The 512-nt window shown below is 66.4% G+C and carries 1 protein-coding gene; it reads right to left on the bottom strand.

Features of this window, described 5'->3' with window-relative positions:
• Positions 1 to 197: 197 nt before the first annotated feature.
• The coding region (locus AC3A6X_RS36425) for an FAD-dependent oxidoreductase (RefSeq protein ID WP_487846721.1) at positions 198 to 512 on the bottom strand (315 nt) is incomplete at its 5' end.

Here is a 512-nt window from a genome sequence, read left to right as displayed (position 1 = left end):
ACGGCCAGCACGCGAGAGAGCAAGTCGGCGGTGCCGCCCGGCGGGAACGCAGCGACGATGGTGACCGGTTTGGCCGGATAGGCCGGCTCCGCAAGCGCCGGAGCGCTGGCACCCAGCCACAGCGTTGCTGCCGCGGCGGCCAGGAATGAAAGAGCTTTCATGTTGAGAATCCTTGAGTTGAGGGCTTGACCGGAGGCCTAGGCAGCCTGTGGCATGAGCTTTTCGGCGGCCGAGCCCACGTCGATGCCTTGCTTCCCCAGGACGTATTGCAGCTGGCGTGCGTCGAGCGCCGCGGGCGTGATGCCCTGCTCAGCCGCCAGCGCTGCGCCGATCCCGGCAATCTGGCCGGTCACCAGGCAGCAGTACTGACCACGGGTCCACATGTCCGCTTCGTGCGTGACGGACAGCACACGGCCACTCACGGTCATGCCTTCCACCTTGTTCGGCGTGAACACGCGCCAGGGGATTTCGAACCACGTCAGGTCGGTGGTCACAGTGCGGTAGACGGCGTC

It is taken from the genome of Variovorax sp. Soil_C_12 (assembly GCF_057657375.1).
Note: the sequence above shows the minus strand (reverse complement) of the source record. Positions and strands in the feature narration are given on the sequence as shown.